Origin of the sequence: Bacillus cereus group sp. BfR-BA-01355 (assembly GCF_022663675.1) — a bacterium.
GTDB lineage: Bacteria > Bacillota > Bacilli > Bacillales > Bacillaceae_G > Bacillus_A > Bacillus_A thuringiensis_S.
This window is the reverse complement of sequence record NZ_JAKUFY010000001.1, coordinates 55,264-81,738: the sequence shown is the minus strand read 5'-3', so window position 1 is coordinate 81,738 and position 26,475 is coordinate 55,264. Positions and strand designations below refer to the sequence as shown.

The window sequence follows — 26,475 nt, the reverse complement described above, 5'->3', positions numbered from 1 at the left end:
CATGGATATTATATTAGAGAAGGCGACAGAAACTGATGCAGAAGTTATATTTCAAATGCAAATAGACTCATTTAGCCCTTTATTACATAAATATAAAGACTATGAAACAAATCCAGCAAATGAAACTATCGAAAAAACTATTTGTAGAATAAATCAAGTAAACGGTGGCTTCTATAAAATAATAGTGGATATGAATCTTGTTGGAGCGATATGCATTTCACAAAAAGAAACACCCTCTAAATTTTGGATCAGTCCAATGTTTATTCATCCGGGTTATCTAGGAAAAGGAATTGCTCAAAAGGTGATTACATTAATTGAGGAAATGTTTACTGAAGCAACGAGCTGGGAACTTGCTACTATTTTAGAAGAAGAGAAAAATTGTTTTTTGTATGAAAAGATGGAGTATAAAAGAACAGAAGTTATAAAGAAATTAAATGATAAAACTACACTTATTTATTACAAAAAAGAAAGGTAAAGCATATAAAACACGCTTTACCTTTTTATGTTATTTTAGATTAAATATACAAAAATGATGTATTTTCTTCCAAAATACTCGGGTTAGTAATTTCTGAAATGAATAAAAATACAAGAAACCACTACTTTGTCGTATATGTCACTAACGCTTTTTGAATGCTTAAAATACTATCGTCACCTTTAAATTCTTTCGTAATTGGATCCTCCATACTAGACACCCAAATTTTAAGTTCTGCATCTAAATCAAAATGCCCAGCCGTTTCGATGCTATATTGTGTAATACTTTTATAAGGAATAGAATGGTATTCTGTTTTTTTGCCGGTTACTCCTTGTTTATCTACTAAAATAAGTCGACGATTTGTAAATACGATTAGATCACGAATTAATTTATAAGCATGCTCTACTTTTTCATCGTCTAGCATAATCTTCTCTAAATCACGTTCTACACTTTCAGAACTCGTATTTGATGCATTTCCTAAAATACCGCTAAATAAACCCATATTAAATTCCTCCTTTAATATATGTGGAATGAATTACTTATATTGTAACATGTTACTCACAAAGATATTATGACATTACTTTAGTAGTTTCTGGTTATTGTTGTAATTAGTTTATATAACCTCATCTTAAAATCTTGTGCTAATATGAAATTAAGAAAAAAGAAGCAGAGGGATATAACATGAAGAATATCGGTTTAGTATTAGAGGGCGGAGGAATGAAAGGTTTATATACTGCAGGTGTACTCGAATATTTCATGGAAAAGAACTTATTCTTTCCGTATGTAGTCGGCGTATCAGCTGGAGCCTGTATGGGGGCAACCTATTTGTCACGTCAAAAAGGGAGAAATAAGAAAGTAAATACAGAACTAGTATCAGATTACAGGTATATATCTTATCGAAATTTAATTCGAAAACGTGAATTATTTGGGATGGACTTTTTATTTGATGAAGTACCTAATAAAATTGTCCCGTTTGATTTTCAAACTTTCTTAAACTGTAATGAACAATTTGTTATAGGGACGACTGATTGCGAATCAGGACGAGCTGTTTATTATAATAAAATAGAACATGGAAATGATATTTTAAAAATCATCCGTGCATCTAGCTCAGTTCCGTTTATAGCACCTGCTGTAGAATACGATAATCGTAAGTTGTTAGATGGAGGAATTATAGATCCTATTCCAGTTCTAAAAGCTCAAACTGATGGTTATGAAAAGAATGTAGTTATCATGACAAAACCAGAAGGATACGAAAAGCAGCGGAATAAATTTTCTAGACTGGCTAAAATTTTATATAGAAAATATCCGAATATCGCAGAATCTTTAGTAGAACATTATCGTTTTTATAATGAGACGATATCTTATATGAATCAAATAGAACAAAAAGACAACTTTTATGTCATTCAGCCTAGCGTACAGCTTCCAATAAGCGGAATAGAAAGAAATAAAGAGAAACTTGTTAATTTATATAACCTTGGCTATATAGATGCTCAATATCATTATGAAAACTTATTAAATTGGATAGAGAAATAAAGGAGGAGAAAGTTGAAGTTAGGAAAAAGGGTTATTTTTAATGAATTGCAGAAAATGCCTAGTCCGCTGTACAAACCGTTTCCTTATCGCGCTACAGCAAAATTGCAGCGAAACTTAGAAAGTAGATTTACCGAAGATGATTGTATAAACGCTGATTTTAATCATCATTGGATGCATACAGCAGCTACTTTAAATTCTGTACTAAATTGAAACGAACAGAACATTACGTTTCAACAAATAAAGTGGTTAAGAAAATCGTTTTTTGAGTGGTTTCCGCAATATCGTTTTCTAGAAACAGAAATTGTGAATTATCCCATTTTGTATAGAGATTTCATAAGTTATGAGAAGACCAGGAAGCTATTACTTTATTACCTTACTGAATAAAAGCGAAAACGTACAGGTTACATTACTTGTACGTTTTTTGTTCATAAAACATTCAATATTAACAACTAGTTTATATAGGAATTCTAATGAGAAGAAAGAAGTACATATAATAGAATGATACAGGGAAGGAGAGAGGAATAGCTGTTTTGCTTTAAGTTATTGTCCAACTCGAATACAGTTAGTTATTTATGTTAAAATGTTTCGAGTGAAATCAAGCTTTTAAGGATTTCATTGAACATTAAACAAAACAAGTTAGCAACGTAGAAGGGATAACATTAACATGAAAAACGTATCAAATATAGATAAAGTAGAATCAATAAAATCTTTACAGTCAACAATTAGTAAACTTGAAAATGCCTTATCACAGATGACTCAAAAAGGATCAAATACTACTTTAGTGAAAAAAAGACTCAAAGCAGCTAGTATCGGCTTAGCTATGTTAGAAAGTGTTTGGAAGCAAGAAACTCATCATTATACTCAGGAAGATTTAGCAGAAGCTCGTAATGTTCTGATTGGTTTGCTTCCATCAATTGAAAAGATTTATGTTAAGTCAAAGCTTGGGAGTCCTCAAAGAACGCTTTTAGAAAGAAGAATAAAATCGTTGGAACTTTCTATTCAGGCAATAGACAATTATTCTAGTAAATAACTTATTTAAAGAGTCTTATTACAAAAGTGTAGCAAGACTCTTATATCATTCTATCAAAATTAAATATCCTTACTGCCACATTGCAGCAAAGGCAAAACATCTTGATCTACCTCATAATTATTCTCAAACTTCACATCTTCAAGAACATTTCATTGTCTTTAATAAAAATCCATGCATTAAGTAATCTTCAATCGCAAAAACACTCAATTATTTAATTTACGAAAATGGAATACCGCCATGTATTGCTGTAGATCATGTTAATCAGCTAGAAGAACTAACTTTTGAAAACGATATTCCTCGGATTGAAAATCAAATTTCATCTATAAATTCTAATGCAACTCAACTTCACTTTTATATGGTAGCAGGACAACTTGAAAACAAACCTCTTTTAACGGCCAATAATCACTTGTATAGAGCTTTAAAAGATAAAGGGTACAAAACCACTTATGAAGAGTTTCAAGACGGTCATGATAGCGTGTGAGGGTGAAAAAAGTTATTTGATGGATTGAAAGCTTTGAAATAGATAAAAACCACACTATAAAATAAAAAGGAGAGAAAATCTATGAATCAGGAAGAACTCGATAAAAAATTAAAGAAACAAGAGATTTTAGTAAAAGATGAAAAAGTTTGGTCGTATACGTATGAGGATCATATTAGTTCTATCGTTAAACAAGCAGAACAGAAAGGAGCTTTTGATAATTTACCTGGTAAAGGTAAACCTCTTAATCTCGATAAAGATCTTTCTTACAATCCTGAAAAGCAACTTTATAGAACTTTAGCAAATAATCATATTTTGCCTAGGTGGATTGAGCTTTCAAAAGAAATTGAAGATTTAAAAGAAAGACTAAAAGAAAATACAAATACGGCAGAAGCAGCGGAATTAATTCGAACTATCAATAAAAAGGTTTTAGAGCATAATTTACTTTGTCCGACAAGCGCGCAAAAAATGAGGGTGAAAATGGATTTTTAACGATTTTCAATTAAGCTATCGCTTACTATATAATTAAGTTAGGCATTTTCAATTCGTTACTAAAGGGAGGCAAATGTAGTGAAGAATACGTATCAACTTCAAATTCCGAAAGAACTAGAACAGTATCGTAGTATTTTAGAAGAAAGTGTGAAACCGTATGTTAAAGTGTCTGGAACATTAGCAGAGACAACGCTTTTTGAAAGTAAGTTTGGTGGTTATCCGTATTTACCTATAGATCAAGAGCATCCTAAAGACTCAAATGGACAACCTATGATGCTACTTGCGCAGTTAAACTTTGAAGAAATGCCGCATGTTGAATATATGCCTCAAAAGGGATTGTTACAGTTTTTCGTAAGTCCTGAAGAAGATCTTTTTGGAGCAGATTTTGATCATCCCACAAGCCAAAAAGACTTTCGAATTGTTTATCATTCTACAATCACAGCGGATTTAACTAAGGTGATTACTGATTTTAGTTATTTAAACACTTTACATTTAGAGAATTTTATCATACCCGAAGCAGCAAAACTAAAGTTTGAGTTGGCATATCAACCAGTAACACCAAGAGATTATCGATTTGAAATGATTTTTAGTGATAACATTGATTGGGAAGAGATTGTTGATGAAGAAAATAATATAGAATTAGGCGAACTGTATGATGATTTATGTAAAGATCAAGGACATAAAATTGGTGGATATCCATTTTTCACACAGACAGATCCCAGAGAATGGGAAGAAAAATACCAGCAACATGACATATTATTGCTGCAAATCGATACAGACGATTCATTAAATATTATGTGGGGCGATTCTGGGGTTGCTAATTTCTTTATACGTAAGGAAGAGCTGTTAAATCTAGATTTTTCCAATGTCATTTACAATTGGGATTGTTACTAGAAGATATAAATAAATTAATAGCAAACAAAAAATCTTCCTGAAGGTGAGGAGGATTTTTTATGTTAAAAATAAGCGTTATGTTAACTAGAATAAAAAACAATGAGTGTAATGAAAGTCAAGCCTAAATAACAGAAATAACAACAAATAATGTAAAGTTGTAAAACGTGTGCAAATAGCAATAAGTTCATTAAGTAAAACATAAAATAAAATTACTAATTTATATTTTGTATAGAAATAATTTTTCTGTATAAAAATTTCTTGCCGATCAAAAATGATTTGGATTCGTTAAATCTTAAGCGATTATTGAGTAAGATTTGCTGTGATGAATTTATAACAAATAAAAACGATAAAAACCGAAGAAATTTGTTTAGATAAGATTTCATATGAATCTCACTAAAAATCTCCGTTCCGTCTCATTAAGTATAGTTTACTTAGTTTTTGATACCTGTAATCGCTTTGTCTCTATAACTACCTATAATATATATTATGTTAACTAACTTTAAATAACTAACTTATTATAAATAATTTAGTTATTGTGATTAGCCTCCCCTTGTTCTTTTTAATCATTCTGTGTGATGGATTGTTTAGTTGTTTGTTTTATAAGTTGTTGATGAAAATGTCTCCAGATATAAATTATATTTAAGACAATAAAAAATGCAATTCGTTTTAACTGAACGCATTAAACGAATTGCTAAGTTCTTAAAATTAGTTTGCTATAGCAATTGCTTCAATTTCAATTAATAAGTTATCGTTAATTAACTTTCTAACTTCGACAGCTGAACTTGCTGGTGGATTCTTAGTGTCAACGTATTGATCTCGTATATCTCTAACAATGGCCATTTGAGAAATATCTGTTAGGAAAAATGTTAATTTTACTACATCATTAAATCTTAATTCCGAAGTTTCTAATGCACTTTCAATATTTTCGAAAACTTGTCGCGTTTGTGTAGCTAAATCACCAATGCCAACTATTTGACCATCAGTGTTAATCGCTACTTGTCCAGATATGTAAATTGTTCGTTTAGCGTTACTAACTTCCACTACATGTGAATATCCAAAAGTTGGTGGCATCGTTTCTGGATTGATAAATTTCTTTTGCAAGGTGTCTCTCTCCTTTTTTATCAAGAAAATTGTAAAATCTCTGTATTCACTATATTCAATCAATAAAATTAAGAATCCTTTATGGTTTAAAAATAAAAAACCTTAGAATAGCTATCTTCATACCTATTCTAAGGTTTTTTAGGATTTTATATTTAGTTATCGCTAGTGGACATTGTTAAATTAATCTTTTCATAATCTCTTTTAAATTGATTGTCATTTTTTAGCCAACGTTTGAAAGCCGATTCGCTTATTTCTAAATTTGAACAAGTTGTAGCATTACATTTATTTTTCATATATTCTTCAAGGAAATTTTGTTTTCTTTGTTTAACGGCAGTTTGAGTTTGTTTTAATTTTCGATCTTGTAATTGATCTAAACTCAGACTTTCTTTCTGAAACACTTCATATTTTCTATGCAAATAAATATCTTTGTCTTTATAAATCCAATTTGAAAATAGTTGTATTGATTTTCTTCCAGATAAAATAACGCGATAATGTTTGTTTTGATTTAGTAAATCGGCTCGTAAATTGCAATTTTGAAGAATTTGATGTAAAGAATTCATAAAGTTATATGATCCACCTACGAAATTAACTGTATAAGTTTCATACTTGACGTAACCATCCCCATCAAAATACCCACGAACAAAATGATGCAAATATTCTTCTGGTACAAAAGGAAATTCGATGTTAAATGATTTACATGGCATAATTCCGTGTATGTTCATAAGGTCGTCTTTTATTGTTTTGCTATTAATATTTAGCATATATACGCCTATTTTTTTGTTTTGATAAAGTGGCTTGTTTGTTTTTAGTTCTTTTTTTATATCTTCTAAAATGTAATTTTCTTTTTGAGATATACTGACACATTGATTCTCTTTCTGTATAACACCATCTGCTGCTATAAACCCTAAAATATAAGCCATATTGTTTGACCACGTTTTAAAATAATCTTCTGTTATGTCATACTTTCTCTTCCAACTCCCTATAGCGCGCCTTGGTACGTTATTGTCTGATAAAACCATACGAATATACCTTGCAGACACATTAGCAAGCACAGCGATTTCTGAGGTGCTCTTCCCTTCAGTATACAAATGTATGATTTCAGATTTTGATAGTTTACATTTTGATTTCTTTTTTCGCTCTATGTGCACTTACATCCTCTCCTTCCTTTCTTTTATTAGAGACATATTTTCTTCTATAACATACAACGAAACATATGTTCTTTGTTGCGTATAAGAAGGAATTTACTAAATAAAAACAATTTACATGTACTTAATATTTGTCTTAGCTGCTGCTGTGCGATTTGTACTTTATAGATACAAATAATGAATTTGACGGATTTATGAAATACAAGGCATTTTAGATGAAAGGTAAAATAATATAGTTTAAACTACAAATAGCTACAATAACAACATACGTAAATTGTTAATCGTAAAAAGGAGAACGAATGAATAAGAAATATACAAATCAAATTCATACTGATATGAGTTTTAAACCGAAAGATATTATAAGTTTAATGACGGATTACTTTAAAATAAAATCAAAGCTGCGTCCTATAAAGGGTTTGCCTATCGTTTTATCAAATAAAGATAATGAACCGTTAGAGAGTGTTACATGGTTTGGCCATTCTGCTTCTCTTTTGAAAATAGAAGGTAAAAAACTGTTATTAGACCCTATGTTTGGAGATGCCTCTTCCCCATTTCCTTTGTTTAATAGTAAACGCTATAGTGGTGCTTTTTCTTTAGAACGTGATGACCTTCAAGAAATTGATGCGATTATCATTTCTCATAATCACTATGATCATTTGAATTACAAAAGTATTATGCAGTTAAAAGATCGCGCAAAGCACTTTTATGTTCCAACTGGAGTTGCACAATATCTTATTAAATGGGGTGTTTCGCCTAGTAAAATTAGTGAGCATAATTGGTGGGACGAAATTACGTTTGATAATATTAAGTTAGTATGTGCGCCTGCAAGGCATTTCTCTGGACGAAGTATGACAGATAGAGATTGTTCATTATGGTGTTCATGGCTTATCCTTGGTCAAGAGACTAAAATTTTTTTTAGTGGCGATAGCGGTTATGCCCCTCACTTTAAGGAAATTGGTGATAAATATGGTCCATTCGATCTTACATTGATGGAATGCGGACAATATGATCCGAGGTGGTCTGCGATTCATATGTTGCCTGAAGAAACTGTACAAGCTCATATTGATGTACAAGGAGAATTACTTCTTCCGATTCATTGGGGTGCTTTTACATTAGCATTACACGAATGGAGTGATCCGATAGAGCGTGTTACGAAAGAAGCTAACCGTTTAGAAGTTAAAATTACAACGCCTCAAATTGGCGAATCTATTACGTTAAAATCTACAAACTATCCTTCAACAGCTTGGTGGAGAGAAATTTAATTATAAATAGAAAAAGAGCGAACTCTCTTATAAGGAATTCGCTCTTTTTCTGTATTTAAACTTATTTCACTATATTTGATTTCCCGCTATCTAAAATTCTATTTGCTGGTACACTGGACATTTCAATCACTGTATTCATACTTTTATCAGTTAGTTCAATGAGTTCGTTTTCGTGATTGATTTTCTGTAAATCCCACACCATTCCATGGAACTCGTTATGCTGTCCACTTACCTTTACAATACTTTTCGTTTTATTTGTAGGTTGTATTTGAAGGTTTGTAAATAGGTTACCACTAATTTCATTTGGCGTTGTTACATTACTATCCATAAAAATCATATTTACACAATCTTCGAGAGAGAAGTTCATAAAACGGTTGGCATTTATCCATGCATGTCCAAATTGTGGTTTCTTTGCTACTAATTTCACCCCAGTTTCCATGCCTACAACTTTTATATTTTCAAAATTAATAAATGAAATTTCATTTTCCTTCCCACCAGAATACAAAGAAATGCCGGTACCTTTATTCGTTTCTGTCCAATTGATAATATTTATATCTTTTATTTGTGTTTTGTGCCAAGTGTTATAATACTTATTTTTTCCGTCTAAATATATAACTTCAGAATTAAATTTAGGATCATCTATAGCTATATAAGCTCCTTCAATAGAAGCGTTTTTTTCTAATTCTAGAACTCTAAAATTACCTTCAACAACAAATTGTGTTCCATAACCAAATAATAACTTTACACCCTGTTTCACTACGATTGGTGACGTAATTTTATACTTCTTATCATCAAGCAATACTGTTTTAATTTTACTAGATTCTGCTTTATTAATAGCAGATTGTATTTTGTTTGAATCATTTTTACCTTTAAAGTCTTCTACATACACCTTATCATTTTTAGCTAAACCTTCTTTTTTGTTGTATTGATAAAAAGCAATAGTAATTAAAACGATACCTATGAGTAAAAAAATTATTTTCTTCATCACACTCATCCTCATATAAATTTTCTCCTTAGCTACTCTTCGAATAATCTATGGCTTTTATATTTAGGTGATAATTATTTTGCTGTGTATGATAGATTACGATTCTTACTTTTTATAATGGAATTATATTATCTATAGAGTTGTCTTGCTTAGCTAATTCTTTATTCCTATAATCTATTAATTTATGATTAGATAAAATAAAATTATGCTCTAATATTAATTCATTGTGGAGCACTTCAACTAAAAATTTAGGTATCATCTCTCCTACACCGTAATTATAGTCACTAAGAATCCAAGAAACCTCTTTCCAATCTAAAATTCCTTCTGAGACTTTTTTTGGAGTGTGATATGTAAATTCATGAAGTAACTCTACTAGATAAACATAAATACCGCCAGAATATGAAGAATCCTCCCATTTAATAATGCCTTTAAATTGAATTTGGTCATACGTAACTTTTATATTAGTCTCTTCCTTTATTTCACGAATCGCATTTTCTAAAGGTGTTTCTCCCTTTTCTATCTTTCCTCCTACCCCATTCCATAATCCTTTTACCGGATCATATTCTCTATTTAACATAAGTATCTCTTCATTTCTTTTTATAAAACATAAAGTGTGCTTGTACATAATGTGATTCCTTCCTCCGTTTTTAATAAGCTCTTACTGGAGATATAAGATGGATTGCTGCAGATTGCTCTCCTGCTTCAATCAATATCGGTCTCATAGAACCGCCAAAGCTTAAAGTAATCGTTTCTTCTTTTATTGCTCTTAAAGCATCAACCATAAAACGCCCATCGAAAGATATATTTAATTGTTTTTCACCTTGAATCGCATCTATTTGTTGCGTTTCGGATATTTGCCCAATTTGAGAAGCGTTTGAAGAAATTTTAATTGTAGATTCGTTTATGATTTCTAAGTTAACATTGTTATTGGCCCATTCACTTGCTAATAAACTTGATCGGTCTACACCTTGTAATATCTTTTTTCTATCTATGTTAATAATCGTTTTAAAGTCATTTGGAATAAGGTTAGAAATATTAGGATATTTCCCTTCAATTAGTCTTGAATATAATGTAGTTGTTCCAAGCGTAAATATAATATGACTCTCTGAAAGGTAAATATATACGAATTCCGAATTGCTGTTCATTAATTTTAGAAGTTCACTAATGGTTGCGCTTGGTACAATACAATTTGCTTTTACATCTGAGGAAAGTCGCGTTTCACGTATCGCTAGTCTATGTGAGTCAGTTGCAGCACAAATAAACTTATTATTAGATAACTCTATATGCACCCCAGTAAGAACAGGTCTAGATTCATTTTTCGCTACCGCAAAGACTGTTTGTTTAAATACTTCAATCAATTGCTCTGTCTCTACCTTGATTTCTGTATGATTGTCTATAAGCGGTACATTCGGAAACTCATCTGCAGGAAATCCATTTAAACTTAATGTGATTTCTTCTGATTGTATCTTAATAATTTGCTCATTCTTACTTTTTATTGCTATATCACTTGGCATTTTCTTTATTATTTCAATGAAATACTTTGCAGGTACAACAATAGTTCCTGCCTTTAAAATAGTTGCAATTTTTTCGCCTTCAATTGAAACAGGAATGAATTTTTCAATAAAAATATTCGAGTTACTTGCAATTAAAGTAATTCCAGATTGATCTGCAGTTATTTTTATACCAGATAATATAGGAATTAAAGATTTTGTTGATATCGCTTTGTTAACTTCTGAAAGTGCTTGAGTAAATTGTTTGTGATTAACGATGAACTCCATGTTTTCCCCGCCTTACATGAGATAATATTTTTATGAAGATTGATGAACGATTGTTCCGTTAAAAAAATAAGGTACTGTTTCTTTCCTTTGTAATAAATCTAGTAAATGTTCTGGTATGCGTAAATACGGTGCTGCTATATGTAATTCCATCCAAGTAATCTCTTCAATTTCTTTTGGCCTTGATATATATGTCTCTCCGCCGATTATTTCACCTAGAAAATTAAAGAAAATTGCATGATGATCTCTTTCCTCGAAAAAGGCTTCGCTGATAGAACAAATCCCTTTTACGTTTATATGTAACCCTGTTTCTTCTTTTACTTCCCGAATTACTCCTTCTTCTAAGGTTTCTCCTAATTTAACTGCGCCACCCGGTAATGTATAATAAGAACCATTTTCCCCTTTGTTTTTTACCATTAAGATCTTTTCATTAGTTTTATCGTACAAAATCGCGTATGTAACATTAACTTTTTTCATATGTACCTCCTCTATTTTTAATAAAAGGAATTTTCTGTCTTCTATCCATTCTACCATTAACTCCTTTTAATATATATAAGTTAGTTAAGTCTTGCCTTTACCGCTATTGGTGGAGTTAATAAGAATGGGCCACTGATATATAAAGAAAGAACGTATCTTAGGAAGATTATCCAAAGAACGTTCTTGAAGTTTTAGCATGAAAATTGATTAAATTAAAACTAAAATTAATAATAACCTCGCCTTGATTACATTTGTATTCCAAATACTAATGTTAACAAATTCTATATACTTTTTAGCCGTTTTTCTAAATAATAATGATTATGTCCTTTCGGATGATCTTCACTTACTCCAATTACTTTATATCCATGTTTCTTATAAAAATCAGGAGCTTGGAAACTAAAGGTATCTAAATTAATTAACCTACACCCTTTTTCAATTGCAAATTCTTCAATAAGCTTTATTAACTTGTTTCCGTAACCTTCATGCCTATATTCTTCAGAAACCCATAGAAAGTCAACGTGTACATGGTGCCAAAAAATTATTGCTGTTACCCCACCTACGATTTCTTCTTTTTCATTTCTTACTATGAAACTAACCTTTTCTGAAGGTGTTTTTTCTTCATCTGCGAGATATTTTTGATTATATTCAATTACTTTCTCTCTTATGTAATCACTATCTTCTTGTACCCACTGCTGTACTATTTTCATTTTAAGTGTCACGCTCCTTTTTACTTATCTATTCAATTTTATAATGATATTGTCCTGTCTTTAATGAGTTAGTAAAGAAGCAAAGTTAATGGAATAAAAAAGAGCCCTAACATGAGGACTCTTTTTAAAATTAAGCAACTTTCCGATGTAAATGTTTTAGTTCCTTTTTCTTTTCTGCAGTTGGTGGACGGATTAATATTGAAATAATGAAGGAAATAACACTTAAAACACCGATTATAATGAAAGTTGGTTGAAATCCCCCGAGTATCGCTCCAATAAATGATCCTGCAAGCGCACCAAATCCGAAACCTTGGTAGACAATGCCGTAATTTGTACTATGGTTTTTTAATCCAAAGAAATCTCCGACAATAGCTGGGAATATAGTTATATTACCACCGAAGCAAAAGGCGACACTTGCTACACAAGCAAAATAGATTCCGTAATTTAGCGGAATAAAACTTAAAGTAAAGACTGACAATCCTATAATAATAAACGTTGCAGAGACAATTTTCATTCGGCCGATTTTATCTGATAACGTCCCAAGAATGATTCTACCTACTGTATTAAAGATTGCAATCATAGCAACGGCGTTTGCAGCAGTTGCTGCGCTAAGTCCAACGAGTTGTACGCCGATATCTTTTACCATACTGATTAAATACAAACCACCCATACACGAGGTGAATAACATAAAAAATAGCAGATATACTTGTTTCGTTCGCATCATTTCACGCGGAGTATAGTCATTGTGTAATGTTTCAGTTACAGCATTACTTACAATTGCCTCACGTAAGAAGAACGATCCGATTAACACTAAAAGTAACACGATAATACCCCAATATAAGAATGCTTGTGATACACCAAGGTTATCGATAAGATTTCCGTTTATATATCTAAAGATTAAGCTGCCCATTCCATACGCTGATACAGATATACCTGAAATAAGCCCTTTCCGATTTGGAAACCATTTAATTAAATTAGATAGTGATGTAATATAAGCTGTTCCATCCGCATAACCAACAACGACACCAGCTAATAAATATAATAGTGGTAAAGAAGAAACTTGTGAACTAAGTATTAAGCCGAGTCCTAAAACAATTCCTGCAGTAGCAATAAGTTTTCGAAGTCCTAATTTTTTCTGCAACTTTGCTGCAAATAAAGTTGAGAATGATAAAGAAAAACTTGTTATGGAGAAAGTTATCGCTACTGAATTAAGATTCCATCCAAACTTACTTACAAGGGGTTGATTAAATAAACTCCATGTATAAATTGTTCCAAGGCCAATTTGAACAATGATTGTACCTAGAACAATTAGTAACGGATTTATAGAACTTTGTTTCATACTAACTTGTCCCCTTCTTTTATCTTGACATGAATTTTCACAGTTAGTATATCCATCATAAATTACAAGATACTGTACGGAAAATGGTAATTAAGTTCATATACACAAAAAGACACTTCATAAAGAAGTGCCTTTTGCAGGTTATATCAGATATTTCTAAAGAAAGCTTTGTTAAGATAAGACATTTTCAAATGCTTATGTATATATGTTATCAAATAATTTCTTAAATGTTATGAGACTTAAGACGTATTTTTCATTCATCATATAGTCGGATGAAAAATTAATATTCGATTTCATCAAAATCTTTCGGCTGCAGTACAGTTTGCATATTAGCTGCATCTTTAGGATCGCTATAAATTGCATTTTGCTCTGTATTTACATCTTTTATATTTTGCTTTTTATTTTTGTTCACTTTATCTTTCACTTTCAATCACCCCTTTTTGTTATAGGAGTAATTATGCCCTAATACGGTTACTAAATGTATCAGCGACTAAATTACTAAATTCACGTAAATAATATAAGTAATTATCACCGCCGTAGTTATATCTTTTATTATACATTTTTGCAACAACTACATTATATTCAGGTATTACTAAAATAGTCGGTCCAGTAATCCCTAATATTTGATACGACCCTTTTGGAATACGTTCACCAAGTTCGCTTAATTGTGCAGGCTCATTTTGGATGAACCAAAACACCCCATTTTGTGGTAGCTCTTTGTTTATAAATGTTGGACTCTGCAAACTCGTAGCAATTTTTATAACTTCTTTTGGAACGATTTGTTTATCATGTATCATGCCTTGATTTAGATGAAGATTGCCCCACTGCGCAAATTCTCTAGCTGAGACAAATAGATTTTTTTCAGTACCATCATTTACTGTACCAATTCCACTTATCGGGTCTTCATTTGGATTATTAATAATTTCAACCAAATTTTCATCTTGCTGTATTCTCCATCCTGTTTCTTGAAATTTAGCAGGTTTAAAAACACGCTCTTTTAACAATTCAGGAAAACTTTTGTTATATAGCTGATAAATAAGACGTGTCATCATTCTTACATTAATATCTCTATACGCCCATGATTGTCCCGGTTCAAATTCACGAAAAATTGTCCCGTCATTCGTTTCTTCTAATCCGTGCGAATGTGTTACTAAATGTCTTATCGTTGTTTTACCAAGCAATACAGGATCAAAGTCTTTAAAATATTTTATCGCTTCATCATCAATAGAGTTTATTTTCCCCTCATAAAGCGCATACGCTATTATTAATCCTAAATAACTTTTTCTAGCAGAAGCAACGTTAAATTGTGAAGGTGCTGTTACTTTCTTGCTTGTAGATGTATTTGAGTGATAACCACTATAATGCTCTAGCACGATTTTATTATCTTTTATAATACAAAGTGCTGCAGCAGAACTTTGATTTTTTTCTTTTATATTTTCTACCCAAGAAATCAACTTTTCGTATGTATACAAATAAATCCCCCTTAACACTAATACAAAATTACAGCATGAAAGAAAAGTATAAACAGTATTTACACCTTTCTTTCATATAAAATATTAATGATGTACTATATTTAAATAATCCACCAGTTCCAGCAATTAAAGCAACCAAAACAACCAGCGCAACCTACGCAACGTCCACCACAGCCACCACATCTACCGCCGCCACAACCGCCACAGCGTCCACCACAACCTCCGCATCCTCCGCAACGACGTGCATCGTCTTGAATGTAGTAGTATGGATATTGACTTTGTTGTTGATCCCAATACACAACATTACCAGTTTGATAATCATTAAGATTTAATGTTTGTAGTTCATGTTGAAACTGATTCATTAAGAACCCCTCCATTTATAAATATAAATTCCGCCCAAATATTAAAGTTAATAAATTCTTGTGAACAAAGTAGAAACAAGACTATAGACTAAATGCGTACATCAACAAAATATGAACTTACACTAGGTGATGTACCTTGTTTTTCAGCCTATTTTCTTTATATTCATTCGATGGACGTATTTACTATAAATAAAGTGATTTAAAAATTACTAATCCAACAATTTAGTAGTTCATCACTTAACTTTCTTTCTAGTAATTCCTTCACTAAAGGCATTGGCATGATTTCATAATGATTTAAGGCTTCTTTATTACAATCTATCCATTGAAATGCTAAATGAGACTCGCTAGATTTCGGTGGTAAGTCCGTATGTAAATCTTGTGACTCTACTTCAAAAATGTGGTTAATTTCATGATGAAGCACTTCTTTATCTTGCCATTGATTTTCTATGACTCCTAAAAATTGTTGTATACTACAGTTTACTCCAAGTTCTTCTCTTAACTCTCTTATTAATGCATTCTCGGCTGATTCTCCAATTTCAACATGGCCACCAGGTAAAAAAATAATGATGGCCAATATATTCAGCAACTAATAATTTTTCATCTTTTATCATGACTGCTCGTACAATATGATGAAATTTACTTTTCAATTGATATTCCTCCTAGTTATTCAATGTATAGTTGCTCAAAATAGTCATTTAGTATTGGTATAATATAAATCATAGGTGTTTCATACGGATGAATATCATTAATAACTTCAAGAGCATCTTTTACAAGTTCTCGTTTACACTTTATTTCAACTTTACATTCTTGCCCTTCGCATATTCGACCAATTTCTCCATTAAAAGGAGATGCCTCGTCTAAAGGTCTCCAATATCCTTTCACTGAACTATAGGAAAGACAATGGTCATATTCGCCCGTTTTACATGCTCCAATTTTATTTAATTCATCCCTTAATGTTTCAATATATTCTTCAGGAATGAACACTTCAATTTTCACTTCAGTAAATTGCATATTTCATTTCACGCCTTTACTTCCTAATAGTTAAACAAATAAACGATATACTTGCTCGCCATCATACTCCTGTTCTAATGATTTGAAACTGTATCGTTCATATAGTTTCTTTGCAGAGATATTATCTTTATGTACGGTTAATCTAATTTCTTTACACGATTTAAAAGTATTTTTTATTATATTAATACTTTCTTGTAATGCTGCTTTTCCATATCCATTTCCTTGCTGCTTTTGATCAATAATAAATCCGTTAATCCAATACATATCTGATGTCTCTCTTACAACTGCATGCATTACAAAACCAACCATAAGGTCACCAACGTATATAGAGAATGGTATGTACTCTACATTGTCACCATCTGGTTTTATATATACTTTAGCAAGCGAAACTGCTACGGATGGAACAAATTTCAACTGATTTTCTTTAACTTGTAGCTTTAATGCTTCTTCCCAATTTTCTCTCGTAACAACCTTTAACTGGACATTCAATATTGTAAGCTCCTTTATCTAGAGGGATGTATTTTTATATTCAACGCATTGAAATAATTCCCTTTTTCGACAACAACTTATAACATGATTTTTATAAAATCTTGAATGAATTTTTGTTCATCTATTTCTAATGCTATATGGGCCCCTTCAGGTATAGAGCTAGGGCGGAAATCAGCAAATGTTTGTCCTTTCGTATCTCCGTATGTATCTACATTTACTGTACGATGCACAAATTCAAAAAAACTTGGATTTACTAATCCACTTATTGCAACCACATCATGTAGCAAAGGTCCTTCGATAGATGGATTAAGTTTTTGGTATGCAGATAAATAGTAGTCATACATTGGTTTCATTATCATATGAAATGGATTCTTTGTATTAGCTTGAATATAGCTAAATACATTTGGTGTTAACACAGCTTTGTTTGTTACATTTAAAGGGAATATTAATAAATTCTTTGCTTGATGGAAAACAATTTTACTTGCTATCGGATCTCCATACACATTTGCCTCTGCTAACGGCGTAACGTTTCCTACTTCTAAAAAAACACCACCCATGAAATATATTGCTTTTACATTTAGCATTAAATCATTCCATAAATTAAAAGCAATTGCTAACGAGGTAGATCTTCCTACATCAACAATCGTTAAATCTTTTCCGTACTTTACAAGAATCGCAGCGATACTACCAAAATTGTATATTGGAATAGATAATACGCTTTCTGGAACATGGATGGGCCCTAATCCTTCTGCTCCGTGAATTTCAGGGTAGTACGTAGTAATTTCTTCTGTAAGTGGTTTTGTTGCACCACTAATGACAGGAATGTCTTGTCTATTTGCTAACTGTAAAATATACGCTGCATTATGTGCAGCATGTATATGCTCAACATTTCCGTATCCAGTTACAATACCTACAATTTCAATTTCGGGATGCAGTAAACCATACATAATGGCAAATGAGTCATCAATACCTGGGTCTCCGAAAAATAATACTTTTTCCAAGAAATACTCTCCCCTCATAAAAACATAGAGTCATCAATAACTATGTATATGAAAAAAGCAAGTATATCTATGCGAATTTTAGAATGGATAATGTTTTACAAAATATTAAAAAGGAACTAGCGTATGCTAATTCCTTTCTTAAGTAACCATTCTCAAATTTAATTAATTATCGTATCCTTCATAAATTGCATCATTTATTTGATTTTGTATTTTTTTATCATCAGGTACAGGTTTCCACCAATTTCCTGTAATAAATAACATAGTTAATAAATTATAACTATCACTAAAATAGCTTTCTCTCTTATTCTTCATCCAATCCCAACCGCTATTTACCCACTTTTGATTATTGCTACTCGTTATACTTGCAGCAATAAACGGTGAAACAAATACAGCAGTTGAATAACTACCAATATTAGATCCATTTAATTGATAACCATCCACAATTTTAGAAGGATTTCCATTCGTTTTATTTTGAATCCATGAAGAGACTTTATCAGAAATGACTTTACTTCTTTTCTCGCCGTACATCGCATAGTCCATTACAATTCTCAATGGTACCCGACTAGCATTGTAATAATATGCATTTGTATATTCTGACTCCTCTAAGAAGTCTTTAGGTGCGGGTTGTGGTGGATTTTTTACAACGAAATCTGAAATAAGTCCTGTATTTTGAGAGTACTTATTACTAAATTGCGTATAAACATCGTACAAATTATTAATAACAGTAAGCCAAGTTTTATCACCTGTAAATTCATAAAATGCTCTGAGGTGTGAAATCATCCAATCAGATGGTCTCGTATCAAGTGAACTTTTAGAATCCCAATCTCCTAAATTTAGTCGGTTATTATTTGTAACATTACTAGCTTTAATACCTTTTGTAATCATGTCTTGTGCTTCTTTCAAATAATTAACTGTTCCATTAGATCCCCACTGCTTATGAGCAAGAAGAAGAGAATACGCAATATCTAAATCCCCATCAGTAGCAGAATCAAAATGACCTTGTGCTTTTTTACTATCTGCAACAACCCATCCCATTAAATTAGGATTTTGAGAACTTTTAAAAGTTCTTGCTGTTTTAAATAAACCGTCATAGATTTTTTGAGCATTCGAATCATAACCAGCCATTAATACTGTAATTATCATCCCATACCCTTGACCTTCTGAAGTTCCAAGTGGCTTAAACCCATCCGCATCACCTGTAATCTCTCCTTTTACATAATAACCACCAGGTAAAGAAGATAAATCATTTTTCAAATATTTCTTTTTCCAATTATCGTAGTAACTTCTTACAGAAGCATTTAAACTTTCCTGTGTAACATGAGTAGGTTTTATAACACCTGCATAATTAACTTGCTGGGGAAATGGTTTCATTTCCTTTGCAGAAGCTACTTGTTGATTAACTACAGGAATAGAATTTTGTACTGAATTGTCCGTTACATTTGCTGCGAAACTAGAATTAGAAAAACTAGCTAGTCCGATTCCTATAATAGAAATACATGTGAAAAATTTTCTTTTTCCATTCATTATGTTGTCATCTCCTTTTAAAATGCTTACTACATAAAATGTAACATACAATATTTAACTGAAATACAAAATATTATATTTATCAACATAAGAAAGAAACTATATGAAAAAGTATCATAAAATCATTATTGAATTACATTATACGGATTGATTATTTGCTAAATTCCTATGTTTTTCTTTTCTTAATACTGGTATATGAGCAATCACAATTCCAAGTATAGTAATTCCTCCGCCAATTATCGAAACTAAAGTTGGCACTTCTCCTAACCATAACCAAGCAATAAAACATGCAGTTACTGGGGTTAAATATAGAGAGCTTGTTGCCTCAGCAGCACCAGCATGAGATATGATATAGGCCAATGCGATATATGGGAGTACTGTTGGAAATAAGCCTAAATATAAAACACTCACATTCACTTCAAGAGGAGCTGCTAGTATTTCTTGATACATTCCCGGTAAGAAAATAAGCATACATACAGTACTAGATAAAATTGTATATATGGTAAATGGTAAGAAGCCGTACTTTTTTAAGTAAGAAGTTTGGAAAACAAAATATAGGCTTTCTGAAATTGCTGCAAATAATATAAATAATCCCCCACTATTTAATTGAATACTATCTCCTTGACTAAATGATATGAGAGCAATTCCTATAAAACTAATTACACCACCGATCCAACCATTTAATTTCATTTTTTCGTTTAAAAATATAGAAGCAAGAATTGCCGTTACTATAGGTGTGACCGAAACAATTAAACTTGCAGAACCAGCATTTACTGTTTTTTCGCCGTAGTTTAATGCAATGTGATAAAAAGTGAATCCTAAAGCACCGAACATAAAAATTGCTGGGATATCTTTTAAATCCGGTAGCCGTAACTTGTAGATAAAAGAAAACAACAGAAGTATAAATGAAGCGATTAATAAGCGTAGTAAAGTAAGATGCTCAGGTGTATAAGATTCAAGCCCCATACGAATTGCCGGAAAAGCAGTTCCCCATATAAGAATTGTAAAAGCGTGAGCACATATAATGCGTAAATCCCATTTTTTATTATGCATGTTTTTTCTCCTTCCCTAAAAAACCAACCATTTTTAAATTACCAATTATTTCTTTTCATCATATTTAATAGTTGATACAATGTCTTCAACCAGTTATTTATCGTAAAAACCAACCACTTGGCATTTTTAAATTGAACGAGGGAGTTTTTTTATGACAACGAATAAAAAACTGCCTAAATATCGGCAGATAGTAGATTATATGAAAGAAAAAATCGAAAACGGAGAATGGCCGATCGGAAGTAAGATCCCTAGTCAAAGGCAGTTAGCAAAATTATTTCATGTAAATCGAAGTACTGTAATAACTGCGCTCGATGAACTTATGGCAGATGGCTTAATTCAAGGGAAAATCGGAGCAGGAACAGTTGTAACAAATAATACATGGTCATTATTAGCGACGAATCCCCCGCCTGATTGGAGTGAATATGTAAAAGCTGGTATTCATAAACCTAGCAAGTTAATGGTACGAGAAATAAATGAAGCAGAAGCAAATAAAACACTTATCCATCTTAGTAAAGGTGAACTTGCACCTCAACTTTTCCCGCTAAAAACGATGCAGTCCATTATGAAAAACGTAAGTGACGAATTAGATTATTTCGGATACGAAGAACAAAAAGGTTTTTTACCGTTACGTGAGGCAATAAGTAAATACGTAAAATCATTCGGAATACATGTATCACCGGGTTCTATATTAATCGTCTCTGGTGCATTACAAGCATTGCAATTAATATCAATTGGTCTTTTGCATAGAGAATCAACTGTTTTACTTGAACAACCTTCTTACTTATATTCACTTCATGTATTTCAATCAGCAAATATAAATTTATCTGGTATAGCTATGGATCATCACGGTATTTTACCTAACGAATTATTAAAACGCATTAAATACAGTCAAAAGAAAAACATTTTATATTCTATTCCTAGTTTTCAAAACCCAACTGGGATATTAATGTCTCAAGAACGAAGAAAAGAAATAATAAAGATATGTGAAAAGGAACAGTTACCTATTATTGAAGATGATATTTATCGTGAGTTATGGATTGATGAACCCCCTCCAGCTCCTTTAAAATCAATAGATAAACATGGACATGTATTATATGTTGGTAGTCTATCTAAAACACTTAGCCCAGGACTTAGAATTGGATGGATTATTGGACCTGAACCAGTTATTGAAAGATTGTCAGATATAAAAATGCAAACAGACTATGGATCGAGTTCGTTATCCCAAAGAGTTGCTGCTGAATGGATAAAAAAAGGTTTTTATGAAGAACATGTTGCAAACGTAAGAATTCAACTAAAAGAACGAAGACAAATCATGATACGGGCTTTAAATAAATATTGTGCAGATGTTGCATCGTGGGATATTCCTAGTGGTGGATTTTTTATATGGCTAAAGGTTGTACATAACATTCCGATGAAAAAACTATTTTCAGAGGCACTATCAAAAGGAATTCTTTTAAATCCAGGACGTATTTATGAAGAAGAATCAGATCAGTACATTCGTTTATCATATGGATATGCTTCTCCAGAACAAATGACTAACGGGGTTAAATTGCTGAGTGAATTAATCCGTAAGCTAATGGCATAATAAAAACTCCTCTTTTTCTATAGAGGAGTTTTTATGTATCTTATTTACCACAACCGCATTTCCTGCCCCAACACAATAAGTCCTTCATAAGGATCTCCTTCAATGTTTAATACTTGAGCAAAAGCAGGTTCTGTTTTTATACCGTTCTCTTTTAAGCGAAGAATTTCTTCCCTTATATGTGGATGCTGCATTAATAGCATGTGCTCTACTATCATATGTCTATATGCATTTTGGTTACGCACTGGCTTAGGCTGAGCAAATAATTCAAATTCAAAACCTTCGAATTCAAAATTTACCTTTATCGATTCAGTACCTTTCATTTTTTTCTTTTTTATATTGAACCCTCTATAAGAACCATATAAAGACCTCATTTCCTGCTCAAAAACATCAAAGTTATGTACTTCCATTACTATATCTAAGTCAGATTGGAGAGTATCAATTCTTATAGGGATTGTCCCGCAAAGAACGGGACTATACAAAGCTAAATCCTCCATTATGTTTAGTTTATTTAAAACATCATATACCTTTTGTTGTTTGTCATTCCCTGATTGTAAATATGTAATAGATGTAAACATGGAAGTCTCTCCTTCATTTCACGTAATACGTGGCTCACTAAAATCAAGAAAAATTTGTCCGTTTAAATTTGTTCTAGGATTACCTTTATTTCAATATATTAAGGCCAACAAACAATATGTTTCAACTTTTCTCCTATACTGCAATACTATAAAAATAAAAAAGGAGGAATTATTATGAGCATTTTTAACATTCTTTTAACCATACACATACTATTTGGAACAATATGCTTAATCACTGGTATTGTAGCGATGGTTGCTCAAAAGAAGAAAGGAAAACATACTGAGTGGGGCGAGATATATCATGCATCCTATGTTGTCATTACCCTTACGGCAATAATATTATCCATTATCAACTGGGATAAAATCGCATATTTATTTTATGTAGCAATCTTCTCTTATTCATTTGCAATTTATGGATACCTCGCACGAAAAAAACGTTGGAAAAATTGGCTCCATCACCACATTAGAGGTATGTTAGGTTCTTATATAGGTGCAGTCACCGCACTTTTAGTAAATGTCGGCATCCATATTCCCATTATAAATTTACTTCCGCCAATATGGTTTTGGTTTTTACCCACATTAATTGGTATCCCCCTCGTAGCCAGTGTATCAAAAAAATATAAAAAGCGTAGTTAAAATTAATTACATTTTGATTACTTTCTGATTATTAGAATGAAAAATTATACTCTATATATTACGAATGATATTATGAGCACTCGTCCTATGAACATCTATAATAAAATGCCGCCCAACGGGACGGCTCTTATTTTTACTTTACAAATGTAACATATTCACCAGAAACCCATTGATTTCCACCAACATTATACCAACCATCTTTATATCCAAACGATTGATATTTTGCACCTTGGTACACATTTTTCACAATACCGTAATTTGTTCCTGGTCCGGTACGAACACGCAATACATCCGCTATTATAGTAACTACGCCTACACCATCGTTTGATGATTGTGAAGTTGCGGGTACATTTCCTCCCGTATAACGAATATATGATGGATCGTTATAAATCCACTGATCGCCACCTAAATTTAACCAGCCATTTGATTGCCCAAATACTTTGTAGGACTCTCCTTTCCCTAATTGGCGAATAACACCATATCCAGTACCAGGTCCTTTTCGTAAATTTACATTGCTACCGTTAATATAAGCTACCCCTACACCATCATTCGTTGGAGGAGGAGTCGCTACGTTTTGAGAACCTTTTCCAAAAGTATCCGTTCCATACCCTTTGTAGTTATATTGCAAATGCGGACTATCCACAAATCCTTTCCAGTCACCGCCCCATTCAAAGCCAATTTGTTTAGCATAACGAATTGCTGATGCCCACGGTTCTTTATTATAGCTATTCCAATCTTCTGTACCATTCGACTGAATTGGAACAAAATCTAATGCTTGTCCTACTAAGTGATATGAGCGCATCGTTTGCGATGCTCCTTTACGAACATATTCACGTTGTCGCTCGACCGTACGGATTGTTTCGTAAATTAACACTTCAATACCATTGTCAATGCAGTACTGATACCACTTAAAAGCGGCAGCTTTCGTATTATCCGCTAATTTATTCAGATTACTTACATTTCTATTGTGATATTTCAATATGCAACATCTCCTTTTCTATTATCATATGCAAAATTCGTCTCATGGGTTGTACATATACCTAGAACGATACGAAGTACAAATACATAAGAAGCCAATTCATCTAAAAAGGTTTTCACTTCTAGCTTCAAACTTTGTAAACTGAAATCAAAGCAATAAAAAACCACAACCTAGGTCTTCCAGTTGCGGTTTTTGGTATTTTCTTTTGATATGATACATGCCTTCTTGCATTGATAATCCTAGTATACAGGTTGTGTAAATTTTCCCTTTATGAATAACACTACTTATTCATGATTTTTCAAATCCAATATTGAATGTAAATGATCTGGATAATTGGTAAACATCCCGTCGACTCCCCATGCAAGTAACTTTTTCATATCATTTTCATTATCTACTGTAAATGGATGAACTTCTAATCCACTTTTCTTTATTTTCTTTACATAATCTGAATCGATATATTTGTAATTCATACCAAGACCTATGCAGTACATTTTATACTTTTCTATCTCTAATTTTGTTAATTGAACTGCTTTTTTATAAGGTAATAATTGTACTATGGATATATTACTATTTAAGCTATGAATCTTTTGTAGACTTTCTTCACTAAACGATTGAATAATAACTTTATCCTGTATTTCGTAGTAATTAATAATTTCTAATAATTTTTCTTCCATTCCTAAATATTCATCAGGTGATTTTGTTTCGATATAATAGTTCGCGTTATGCCCAAACGTTTCAATAATTTCTTTTAATGTTGGGACTTTAGCATTTTCAAATTCTTTCTTTGCTAAGTTCGGATATTTTTCATTAAAAAAAGAACCTGCATTTAGTTGCTTTATTTCTTCTAATGTATGCTCTTTCACTAGCCCAGTACCATTTGTTGTACGATTTAAGGTTTCGTCATGCATAGCCACTAAATGTCCATCTTTTGTCATTTGGAGGTCAATTTCTATATAATCTCCATTCATTTGTTGTCCTAATTTATATGCTGCTATTGTATGTTCAGGTGCGTACGCAGAAGCACCTCTATGTGCGATATTTTTTATATGATTTGATTGATTAATAGCTTTAGTATACTTATGTTCATTTATTTTCTGAAAAACAAAGATACTTATTACTATAAAGGCACAAATTATTGTAACAAGATATATCTTTTTCATAACGATTTATAAGCTCCTATATAAAGACGATTTAACTAGAATGATTTACTCAATTAAATGTCGATTTTCCAATACAGTCATTTTACCGATAGCTTGAAATCCCGATTTTTTATAAATATTGATTCCATCGTGTGAAGCTTGTAATACACAATAAGTATTTTTAAATTTTTGTGCTTCTTGCAGAAGGAAATTGAACATAGTAGATCCGAATCCTCGTCCTCTCATTTCTTCTTTAGTTGCTATGTCATAAATACCAATACTATCTTTTGAACATATCAATGAACCAACAGTTACGACTTCACCTTCATAAAATCCTAAAAATAGTTTCATATTCTCACTGTTCCATAAATCAAGATTAGAAATTTGATTATAGAATGCTTGTACATGTATACCTTCTTCTGATGTGCCGAATAGATTAGCTAATGTTTCTCCAAATTTTTTTATTTTTCCAGATGAAGATGCTTCTTGAATTGTAAAACTTACTGGCATGTTTATTGGTGGAGAAATTGTTTCTAAGTCTGCTACCATCGCAATATTCTGTTCCGCTTCTTTTAAACCGATTTTAATTAACTCGCTTTTTATATCTCGCTCTTGCTCCTCATCCCATAACCAAATACTCATTGGAAATTTTTTTTGATTATAGTAGAATACCTCCTTATATAATTTCTCAATCCCTTCCGTTAAATTATTATTTAGTAGAGTAATAACATTGAATGTATCGGCAGGTAATCCGCAATCAACAGAAATATAATCTTTCGTTTCTTTTACACTCATTCCGGGCACAAATTGCGCAACATATGAAGTTTTAAACACAAAGTTATCTATTAGTAATTGTTTATAATTCATCAATAGTTCTCCTTTTCATAAAAAGTACTACTCGAATCCTTCTATATTAAATATAACATATTAGAAATTTACCTTTTTCTATAAAAAGTACT

At 31.8% G+C, this 26,475-nt stretch carries 30 protein-coding genes and 3 pseudogenes; 10 read left to right on the top strand and 23 right to left on the bottom strand.

Annotation, left to right across the window (positions count from 1 at the left end; all coding sequences use genetic code 11):
* The first annotated feature begins 1 nt into the window (after position 1).
* Positions 2–475, top strand: a complete 474-nt coding sequence (locus MR167_RS00445) for a GNAT family N-acetyltransferase (RefSeq protein WP_242313668.1) — start codon at positions 2–4, stop codon at positions 473–475.
* 121 nt (positions 476–596) lie between these two features.
* Here the strand turns inward: MR167_RS00445 and MR167_RS00440 are convergent, their stop codons facing one another.
* Complete coding sequence (locus MR167_RS00440) at positions 597–974, bottom strand: PH domain-containing protein (RefSeq protein WP_000522474.1); 378 nt, start codon at positions 972–974, stop codon at positions 597–599.
* Between the two features lie 179 nt (positions 975–1,153).
* Between MR167_RS00440 and MR167_RS00435 the strand changes: the two genes are divergently transcribed.
* The 6 genes and pseudogenes from MR167_RS00435 (at position 1,154) to MR167_RS00410 (ending at position 4,899) form a co-directional block, all read left to right on the top strand.
* Positions 1,154–2,005, top strand: a complete 852-nt coding sequence (locus tag MR167_RS00435; protein ID WP_000789282.1) for a patatin-like phospholipase family protein — start codon at positions 1,154–1,156, stop codon at positions 2,003–2,005.
* A 12-nt stretch (positions 2,006–2,017) separates the two neighbouring features.
* Positions 2,018–2,389 (top strand): annotated as a pseudogene (locus MR167_RS00430) (YxiJ-like family protein).
* A 280-nt stretch (positions 2,390–2,669) separates the two neighbouring features.
* Positions 2,670–3,035 carry a hypothetical protein gene (locus MR167_RS00425; RefSeq protein ID WP_029442483.1) on the top strand — a complete coding sequence of 122 codons (366 nt, stop codon included), beginning with the start codon at positions 2,670–2,672 and terminating at the stop codon, positions 3,033–3,035.
* A 109-nt stretch (positions 3,036–3,144) separates the two neighbouring features.
* Positions 3,145–3,558: pseudogene (locus MR167_RS33585) on the top strand (hypothetical protein); the annotation flags it as partial.
* A 39-nt stretch (positions 3,559–3,597) separates the two neighbouring features.
* The gene (locus tag MR167_RS33580; RefSeq protein ID WP_001070924.1) at positions 3,598–4,005 is read left to right on the top strand and encodes a DnaJ family domain-containing protein; all 408 of its coding nucleotides are present in this window, start codon (positions 3,598–3,600) and stop codon (positions 4,003–4,005) included.
* Positions 4,006–4,083: 78 nt separating this feature from the next.
* Complete coding sequence (locus MR167_RS00410; RefSeq protein ID WP_000799798.1) at positions 4,084–4,899, top strand: YwqG family protein; 816 nt, start codon at positions 4,084–4,086, stop codon at positions 4,897–4,899.
* Positions 4,900–5,604: 705 nt separating this feature from the next.
* Here MR167_RS00410 and MR167_RS00405 read toward each other — a convergent pair.
* Together MR167_RS00405 and MR167_RS00400 are read right to left on the bottom strand one after the other, a co-directional pair.
* Positions 5,605–6,000, bottom strand: a complete 396-nt coding sequence (locus MR167_RS00405) for a RidA family protein (protein ID WP_106082086.1) — start codon at positions 5,998–6,000, stop codon at positions 5,605–5,607.
* A 152-nt stretch (positions 6,001–6,152) separates the two neighbouring features.
* Positions 6,153–7,148, bottom strand: a complete 996-nt coding sequence (locus MR167_RS00400; RefSeq protein ID WP_242313667.1) for an LAGLIDADG family homing endonuclease — start codon at positions 7,146–7,148, stop codon at positions 6,153–6,155.
* Positions 7,149–7,444: 296 nt separating this feature from the next.
* On the opposite strand from MR167_RS00400, the gene MR167_RS00395 reads away from it, so the two are divergent.
* The gene (locus MR167_RS00395) at positions 7,445–8,407 is read left to right on the top strand and encodes an MBL fold metallo-hydrolase (RefSeq protein WP_242313666.1); all 963 of its coding nucleotides are present in this window, start codon (positions 7,445–7,447) and stop codon (positions 8,405–8,407) included.
* A gap of 61 nt (positions 8,408–8,468) precedes the next feature.
* Here MR167_RS00395 and MR167_RS00390 read toward each other — a convergent pair whose 3' ends face one another.
* From MR167_RS00390 to MR167_RS00320, 15 genes and pseudogenes are all read right to left on the bottom strand, one after another.
* On the bottom strand, positions 8,469–9,407 hold the full coding sequence (locus MR167_RS00390; RefSeq protein WP_242313664.1) for a hypothetical protein: 939 nt from the start codon (positions 9,405–9,407) through the stop codon (positions 8,469–8,471).
* Positions 9,408–9,504: 97 nt separating this feature from the next.
* Entirely contained in the window at positions 9,505–10,017 is a 513-nt protein-coding gene (locus MR167_RS00385; RefSeq protein WP_002082688.1) for an NUDIX hydrolase, read from the bottom strand.
* A gap of 22 nt (positions 10,018–10,039) precedes the next feature.
* The gene (dnaN, locus tag MR167_RS00380; protein WP_242313662.1) at positions 10,040–11,170 is read right to left on the bottom strand and encodes a DNA polymerase III subunit beta; all 1,131 of its coding nucleotides are present in this window, start codon (positions 11,168–11,170) and stop codon (positions 10,040–10,042) included.
* 30 nt (positions 11,171–11,200) lie between these two features.
* Positions 11,201–11,644 carry an NUDIX hydrolase gene (locus tag MR167_RS00375; RefSeq protein WP_106082082.1) on the bottom strand — a complete coding sequence of 148 codons (444 nt, stop codon included), beginning with the start codon at positions 11,642–11,644 and terminating at the stop codon, positions 11,201–11,203.
* A gap of 281 nt (positions 11,645–11,925) precedes the next feature.
* Complete coding sequence (locus MR167_RS00370; RefSeq protein WP_000706899.1) at positions 11,926–12,351, bottom strand: GNAT family N-acetyltransferase; 426 nt, start codon at positions 12,349–12,351, stop codon at positions 11,926–11,928.
* A 130-nt stretch (positions 12,352–12,481) separates the two neighbouring features.
* The gene (locus MR167_RS00365; protein WP_000814378.1) at positions 12,482–13,690 is read right to left on the bottom strand and encodes an L-lactate MFS transporter; all 1,209 of its coding nucleotides are present in this window, start codon (positions 13,688–13,690) and stop codon (positions 12,482–12,484) included.
* A 280-nt stretch (positions 13,691–13,970) separates the two neighbouring features.
* Complete coding sequence (locus tag MR167_RS00360) at positions 13,971–14,114, bottom strand: hypothetical protein (RefSeq protein ID WP_074602971.1); 144 nt, start codon at positions 14,112–14,114, stop codon at positions 13,971–13,973.
* 31 nt (positions 14,115–14,145) lie between these two features.
* Positions 14,146–15,162, bottom strand: coding sequence for a serine hydrolase domain-containing protein (locus MR167_RS00355; protein WP_000288927.1), 1,017 nt, complete (start codon positions 15,160–15,162; stop codon positions 14,146–14,148).
* Positions 15,163–15,263: 101 nt separating this feature from the next.
* The gene (locus tag MR167_RS00350; protein WP_001071342.1) at positions 15,264–15,524 is read right to left on the bottom strand and encodes a heterocycloanthracin/sonorensin family bacteriocin; all 261 of its coding nucleotides are present in this window, start codon (positions 15,522–15,524) and stop codon (positions 15,264–15,266) included.
* A 199-nt stretch (positions 15,525–15,723) separates the two neighbouring features.
* Positions 15,724–16,171, bottom strand: a pseudogene (locus tag MR167_RS00345) (NUDIX domain-containing protein).
* Positions 16,172–16,187: 16 nt separating this feature from the next.
* Positions 16,188–16,535 carry a divalent cation tolerance protein CutA gene (cutA, locus tag MR167_RS00340; RefSeq protein ID WP_001160789.1) on the bottom strand — a complete coding sequence of 116 codons (348 nt, stop codon included), beginning with the start codon at positions 16,533–16,535 and terminating at the stop codon, positions 16,188–16,190.
* Between the two features lie 30 nt (positions 16,536–16,565).
* Positions 16,566–17,024, bottom strand: coding sequence for a GNAT family N-acetyltransferase (locus MR167_RS00335; RefSeq protein WP_086390554.1), 459 nt, complete (start codon positions 17,022–17,024; stop codon positions 16,566–16,568).
* Between the two features lie 77 nt (positions 17,025–17,101).
* On the bottom strand, positions 17,102–18,025 hold the full coding sequence (locus tag MR167_RS00330) for a nucleoside hydrolase (protein WP_098900435.1): 924 nt from the start codon (positions 18,023–18,025) through the stop codon (positions 17,102–17,104).
* A 162-nt stretch (positions 18,026–18,187) separates the two neighbouring features.
* Complete coding sequence (locus MR167_RS00325; protein ID WP_242313661.1) at positions 18,188–19,549, bottom strand: family 8 glycosyl hydrolase; 1,362 nt, start codon at positions 19,547–19,549, stop codon at positions 18,188–18,190.
* Positions 19,550–19,687: 138 nt separating this feature from the next.
* Complete coding sequence (locus MR167_RS00320) at positions 19,688–20,602, bottom strand: DMT family transporter (RefSeq protein WP_242313659.1); 915 nt, start codon at positions 20,600–20,602, stop codon at positions 19,688–19,690.
* 151 nt (positions 20,603–20,753) lie between these two features.
* Here MR167_RS00320 and norG point away from each other — a divergent pair, with 151 nt between their 5' ends.
* Positions 20,754–22,187 (top strand): efflux pump transcription regulator NorG, encoded by a 1,434-nt coding sequence (norG, locus tag MR167_RS00315; protein ID WP_242313657.1) that lies wholly within the window; start codon positions 20,754–20,756, stop codon positions 22,185–22,187.
* Positions 22,188–22,231: 44 nt separating this feature from the next.
* Here the strand turns inward: norG and MR167_RS00310 are convergent, their stop codons facing one another.
* A complete protein-coding gene (locus tag MR167_RS00310) occupies positions 22,232–22,762 on the bottom strand; it encodes a DUF4269 domain-containing protein (protein WP_000495184.1) in 531 nt (176 codons plus the stop codon).
* A 174-nt stretch (positions 22,763–22,936) separates the two neighbouring features.
* Here MR167_RS00310 and MR167_RS00305 point away from each other — a divergent pair, with 174 nt between their 5' ends.
* Positions 22,937–23,398, top strand: a complete 462-nt coding sequence (locus tag MR167_RS00305; RefSeq protein ID WP_000021744.1) for a DUF2306 domain-containing protein — start codon at positions 22,937–22,939, stop codon at positions 23,396–23,398.
* Between the two features lie 133 nt (positions 23,399–23,531).
* Here the strand turns inward: MR167_RS00305 and MR167_RS00300 are convergent, their stop codons facing one another.
* The 4 genes from MR167_RS00300 to MR167_RS00285 form a co-directional block, all read right to left on the bottom strand.
* Complete coding sequence (locus tag MR167_RS00300) at positions 23,532–24,377, bottom strand: M15 family metallopeptidase (protein WP_000873744.1); 846 nt, start codon at positions 24,375–24,377, stop codon at positions 23,532–23,534.
* Positions 24,374–24,544 (bottom strand): hypothetical protein, encoded by a 171-nt coding sequence (locus tag MR167_RS00295; RefSeq protein ID WP_000232343.1) that lies wholly within the window; start codon positions 24,542–24,544, stop codon positions 24,374–24,376. Before MR167_RS00295 ends, MR167_RS00300 begins: the two co-directional genes overlap by 4 nt.
* Positions 24,545–24,661: 117 nt before the next feature.
* A complete protein-coding gene (locus tag MR167_RS00290) occupies positions 24,662–25,537 on the bottom strand; it encodes a glycerophosphodiester phosphodiesterase (protein WP_000725654.1) in 876 nt (291 codons plus the stop codon).
* Between the two features lie 45 nt (positions 25,538–25,582).
* A complete protein-coding gene (locus MR167_RS00285; RefSeq protein WP_001107084.1) occupies positions 25,583–26,383 on the bottom strand; it encodes a GNAT family N-acetyltransferase in 801 nt (266 codons plus the stop codon).
* Positions 26,384–26,475 lie beyond the last annotated feature (92 nt).

Coding starts and splice junctions, on each gene's coding strand:
- MR167_RS00445 (WP_242313668.1), top strand. CDS start 2: ATGGATATTATATTAGAGAAGGCGACAGAAACTGATGCAGAAGTTATA.
- MR167_RS00440 (WP_000522474.1), bottom strand. CDS start 974: ATGGGTTTATTTAGCGGTATTTTAGGAAATGCATCAAATACGAGTTCT.
- MR167_RS00435 (WP_000789282.1), top strand. CDS start 1,154: ATGAAGAATATCGGTTTAGTATTAGAGGGCGGAGGAATGAAAGGTTTA.
- MR167_RS00425 (WP_029442483.1), top strand. CDS start 2,670: ATGAAAAACGTATCAAATATAGATAAAGTAGAATCAATAAAATCTTTA.
- MR167_RS33580 (WP_001070924.1), top strand. CDS start 3,598: ATGAATCAGGAAGAACTCGATAAAAAATTAAAGAAACAAGAGATTTTA.
- MR167_RS00395 (WP_242313666.1), top strand. CDS start 7,445: ATGAATAAGAAATATACAAATCAAATTCATACTGATATGAGTTTTAAA.
- MR167_RS00390 (WP_242313664.1), bottom strand. CDS start 9,407: ATGAGGATGAGTGTGATGAAGAAAATAATTTTTTTACTCATAGGTATC.
- MR167_RS00385 (WP_002082688.1), bottom strand. CDS start 10,017: ATGTACAAGCACACTTTATGTTTTATAAAAAGAAATGAAGAGATACTT.
- dnaN (WP_242313662.1), bottom strand. CDS start 11,170: ATGGAGTTCATCGTTAATCACAAACAATTTACTCAAGCACTTTCAGAA.
- MR167_RS00375 (WP_106082082.1), bottom strand. CDS start 11,644: ATGAAAAAAGTTAATGTTACATACGCGATTTTGTACGATAAAACTAAT.
- MR167_RS00370 (WP_000706899.1), bottom strand. CDS start 12,351: ATGAAAATAGTACAGCAGTGGGTACAAGAAGATAGTGATTACATAAGA.
- MR167_RS00365 (WP_000814378.1), bottom strand. CDS start 13,690: ATGAAACAAAGTTCTATAAATCCGTTACTAATTGTTCTAGGTACAATC.
- MR167_RS00350 (WP_001071342.1), bottom strand. CDS start 15,524: ATGAATCAGTTTCAACATGAACTACAAACATTAAATCTTAATGATTAT.
- cutA (WP_001160789.1), bottom strand. CDS start 16,535: ATGCAATTTACTGAAGTGAAAATTGAAGTGTTCATTCCTGAAGAATAT.
- MR167_RS00325 (WP_242313661.1), bottom strand. CDS start 19,549: ATGAATGGAAAAAGAAAATTTTTCACATGTATTTCTATTATAGGAATC.
- MR167_RS00320 (WP_242313659.1), bottom strand. CDS start 20,602: ATGCATAATAAAAAATGGGATTTACGCATTATATGTGCTCACGCTTTT.
- norG (WP_242313657.1), top strand. CDS start 20,754: ATGACAACGAATAAAAAACTGCCTAAATATCGGCAGATAGTAGATTAT.
- MR167_RS00310 (WP_000495184.1), bottom strand. CDS start 22,762: ATGTTTACATCTATTACATATTTACAATCAGGGAATGACAAACAACAA.
- MR167_RS00305 (WP_000021744.1), top strand. CDS start 22,937: ATGAGCATTTTTAACATTCTTTTAACCATACACATACTATTTGGAACA.
- MR167_RS00290 (WP_000725654.1), bottom strand. CDS start 25,537: ATGAAAAAGATATATCTTGTTACAATAATTTGTGCCTTTATAGTAATA.
- MR167_RS00285 (WP_001107084.1), bottom strand. CDS start 26,383: ATGAATTATAAACAATTACTAATAGATAACTTTGTGTTTAAAACTTCA.